Below are 3,866 nucleotides of genomic sequence, written 5' to 3' on the forward strand. Positions count from 1 at the left end.
AATAGCGATGATATCTGCACCTGTGATTTCAATCAGTGATGATATCCAAGATTGAAATGCCCTTTCTATTTCATTTGCTTTTAACCGACACATGACGCGCGCAATCGTGTCATGTTTTGGAATTCCTGCGTTGAACGTACCGTATTTTTTTAACCAATCAAGCTTTAGGTGCCCAAAGTCTTCAATATCTTCCCATCCTTCTGCACCAGAGAGTACAGCGCTAATAGCAAGGAGAAGAATATCGATAAGTTCATGCTTTTTACAACGTTCAATGCGAGGATCTGTAATTGAATTAAAATGTTTCAGAAAAGTAGTGCTCATATTTATGCGACCAAGTAATTATTATGCCTTGATCTGATCGCTACTTGCTCTATAAGTTCAATTTATAATGATCTTGCCGTGTTGTAGGCACTGACTTAGGCGAAAAAGTGGATGCAATTGGCAATAATAATGTTATTATCATTGGTTTTATGACCCATATGTGCGTGACATTTACCGCCCAAGGTGCTTTTTTAAGAGGGAATCATGCAACTGTGGTCGCAGATGCTTGTGCAACTCGGGCATTACAAACATCAGTGAGTGAAGTCTCAGCGTTAAATTTACATTCAAGTGCGCTTGCAACTATCAATGATTTATATGCAGTGGTTGTTCCTTCTGCTGCAGAGCTAAGTGATTAAATTTCTGAGTAATACATTATAATATTAATGTTGTTAAAGCACTTAACCAGAATTGATATTAAAAAGGGCAGTAATAGTGATATTACTGCCCTTATAATTTAATGTGGTGCTAGTTAGCTAAATGGCTTCAACCCACATAGTGCCCACTTCTTTTTTTACGACCTTAACATGTGTACCAGCAGGGAGTGGTTGCTTACTTTTTAACTTCCAACTAATTCCTGAATAAAGGTGCATTGTATGTCCGCTTTCATCAACATCGTCAGCTAAAACAAAATCAAGCTCAGCGAAATCGCTTTGTACACCTTTGTTATCAACCTGGTTTTGCATACGCTTTAGTGGTTTCCATAAAAATAGCGCAAACCCAGCTGTAATAAGCGTGTTACTCCACAATGCGGTAGTTAAAGAGTCATCTAACAAGTTAAAGTTCATCATTAAACCGCTGGCAAACAAAGACATACCTAAAAATAATAATATAAAGGTAGACATACCTAACACAGCCACTTCGATAATGAGCGCAAGTACGCCTAAAATCATCAGTGTTTCAGGTAAGTTGTTAGTAATAAGCGTCATTATTTATCCTCAACAGATTAAAGTTTTTGCTTTTGATTTAATGAGTTAATAATCGACATACCTTGTGCAACTAATGAGCTTGCATCAGTGGCGTTATCGGGCAATAAAACAACAGATGACTCTTTCGCGATAGCTTCTTTAGCGGCAATGGCTTTGGTTGCTAAATCGAGTTGAATCGCTTTTTGGCCTTGCTCAGTATCAGCAGCTTCACCCACTTTACGTAGTGCATCGGCTTGCGCTTCTGCAACGGCAATAATAGCTTTAGCTTCACCCTCGGCGCGCAATATTTGTTCAGCTTTTTCACCTTCAGCACCTAGAACTTGAGCCTGTTTTTTACCCTCGGCAACATTGATGTTTGCTTGACGATCACCCTCAGATTCTAAAATTTGCGCACGTTTAACACGTTCGGCTTTCATTTGTGCTTCCATCGCTTCCATCACAGATTGTGGTGGCACAATGTCTTTTATTTCGTAACGTAAAACCTGAATACCCCAAGGCTCAGCCGCTTGGTTGATAGAGGTTACGATATTAGTATTGAGAACATCACGTTCTTCAAATGTTTTATCAAGCTCCATTTTACCCAGTTCAGAACGCATCGTAGTTTGTGATAGCTGCGTTACTGCAAATACGTAATCGTCGACTCCGTAAGTGGCTTTGTATGGGTCAAGTACACGAAAGTACAATACACCGTCAACAGATAGCGAAATATTGTCTTTGGTAATTGCCGATTGCGAGGGCACATCTTGAGCTTGTTCTTTTAAGCTGCGATCAGCAGCAATGCGATCAATAAAAGGTACAATGAAATTTAAGCCTGCTTCTTTAGTTGATTGGTATTTACCAAAACGCTCAATTAACCATGCGCGGTTTTGTGGTACAAATTTAACACTACTTTTTAGTAGCACTAAAACAAAAATCAGTAAAAACGCTTCAACAGTAAAAACAATATTTATAATTTCTGCGATGGGATCCATAGGGTATTTCCTTGTTAATTACATTCAGTCCAAAAACTGCATGGTGTTTATAATTTCAACAAGCTACAGATTATCATTAGTTTTTAATTTGTACTATAAAAACAGAAGGTAGGCTATTCAGGATAGATTACCCAAAGGTGCATATTTGATTTCTGCCGGCTTTTTTTGCGTTATATAATGCTATGTCAGCGCTCTTTATAATGGTTTGCGTGTTGGTGTCAGCCTTTGGATAACTGGTAAAGCAGCCAAAGCTCAATGTGATATGAGGGGCAGCCGAAGAAAATTCATGGAGAATATTTAACGCGTTAATTTTTTGCTGTATCAGCAAAGCAAACTCATGGCATTGCTCTTTGTTAGAAGCGGGCAAAATAATTGTAAATTCTTCGCCCCCGTACCGAGCAGCAATGTCACCTTCGCGCTTACATACGTTTTTTAAAGCACGCGCCACTTGTTTTAATGCGTCATCACCTTTTTGGTGGCCATAATTATCGTTGTAACGTTTAAAAAAATCGATATCACACATAATCAAACTAATTGGCTGATGGTGCCTGGCGCAACGTTTAATTTCACTTTTTAGTGTAGTATCAAAAAAACGGCGATTAGCAATATTAGTTAGTGCATCGGTATTCGCTAATTTATTGAGCTTAATATTGGCGCTCACTAATTGCTGTTGGGTTAACTGCAACTTTTTTTTATAGTTAATATTTTTAAGTGCATTATTGATGATTTCGCCTACAAGCTTAATTCTAATTAAATCTATTTTACTCCAATGACGTTTAGTTTTAACACAATCACAACCAATGAAGCCGACCAGCTCATCATCAAAACGTAGGCCTATGCACAAAACCGATTGAATACTTTGTTCTTTAAACTCCGCTTTTTCAGCGTCGGCTTTTGTGGGTAATTGCTCAGTATCATTGACTTGAAATAGGTGGCTCTCATTCATCACTTCAAAAAAATAGGGGAGTTCAACTTTTGGTACATTTTGCAGCCTATCTTTGCAAGCAATGATACCCGTATTAACCCATTCGTGAGTGTTGGTGATGGTTTCGTTGTCGGTATTAAATTCAAATAAATAACTGCGGTCAGCCTTTAATACGGTGCCGATGGCTTTGAGGGCAAAGTTAATTTGCTGATCTATATTGTCATTTTGTATATCAATAAGTTTGGTAGAGATTTTAGAGATAATATGATCAAAGTTATATTGCTCCGTAAATGTATGATCTTGCTCTAGAGTGATCATAGTTACAGAGTCATCAACCACAGCATGGTTAATATTTAACAGTTGTGAAGTGGGCTCAGAACCTAATAAAACGGTTGTTATATCAGAAGAAAATAATTGTCCAACACTCACAACTTCATCATTACTAAAGTCGCGCAGCACAAGATTGCTAAAAACATCTTTTTTAACAGCGCGCTCGCCCTCTATGCTAAGTAACGTTTTAGCATGCTGATTTAACGTGTAGTGTTGATTTTTATTATCGTAAACAATCACTGCTAAATTAATAAGATTAAAAACCTGCCAAATTGTTTTGTCTGAGTCATGACTCACTGATTTCTCCGCACTTATACCGGCAGGATCTGCCAAATCTTTTAATTATTAATAGTATATGTCTATTTATATTTAGTACAGTTCTTTGCATTTTAC

Annotated in this window: 4 protein-coding genes and 1 pseudogene; 1 reads left to right on the top strand and 4 read right to left on the bottom strand. The window is 37.7% G+C overall.

Going from position 1 to position 3,866, the window contains the following annotated elements; translation table 11 throughout:
* Nucleotides 1-321 (bottom strand): ISAs1 family transposase (locus P20311_RS17715; protein ID WP_036985313.1); only part of this gene is annotated, 321 nt, incomplete at its 3' end.
* Between the two features lie 98 nt (nucleotides 322-419).
* On the opposite strand from P20311_RS17715, the pseudogene P20311_RS17720 reads away from it, so the two are divergent.
* A pseudogene (locus P20311_RS17720) lies at nucleotides 420-677 on the top strand (isochorismatase family protein); the annotation flags it as partial.
* A gap of 117 nt (nucleotides 678-794) precedes the next feature.
* Here P20311_RS17720 and P20311_RS17725 read toward each other — a convergent pair.
* The 3 genes from P20311_RS17725 to P20311_RS17735 form a co-directional block, all read right to left on the bottom strand.
* Nucleotides 795-1,247, bottom strand: a complete 453-nt coding sequence (locus tag P20311_RS17725; RefSeq protein ID WP_008115432.1) for an NfeD family protein — start codon at nucleotides 1,245-1,247, stop codon at nucleotides 795-797.
* A gap of 17 nt (nucleotides 1,248-1,264) precedes the next feature.
* Entirely contained in the window at nucleotides 1,265-2,218 is a 954-nt protein-coding gene (locus tag P20311_RS17730) for a slipin family protein (RefSeq protein ID WP_008115435.1), read from the bottom strand.
* Nucleotides 2,219-2,345: 127 nt separating this feature from the next.
* A complete protein-coding gene (locus tag P20311_RS17735; RefSeq protein ID WP_008115437.1) occupies nucleotides 2,346-3,770 on the bottom strand; it encodes a diguanylate cyclase domain-containing protein in 1,425 nt (474 codons plus the stop codon).
* Between the last annotated feature and the right edge of the window lie 96 nt (nucleotides 3,771-3,866).

Origin of the sequence: Pseudoalteromonas sp. BSi20311 (genome assembly GCF_000239875.1) — a bacterium.
Lineage (GTDB): Bacteria > Pseudomonadota > Gammaproteobacteria > Enterobacterales > Alteromonadaceae > Pseudoalteromonas.

Coding starts and splice junctions, on each gene's coding strand:
- P20311_RS17725 (WP_008115432.1), bottom strand. CDS start 1,247: ATGACGCTTATTACTAACAACTTACCTGAAACACTGATGATTTTAGGC.
- P20311_RS17730 (WP_008115435.1), bottom strand. CDS start 2,218: ATGGATCCCATCGCAGAAATTATAAATATTGTTTTTACTGTTGAAGCG.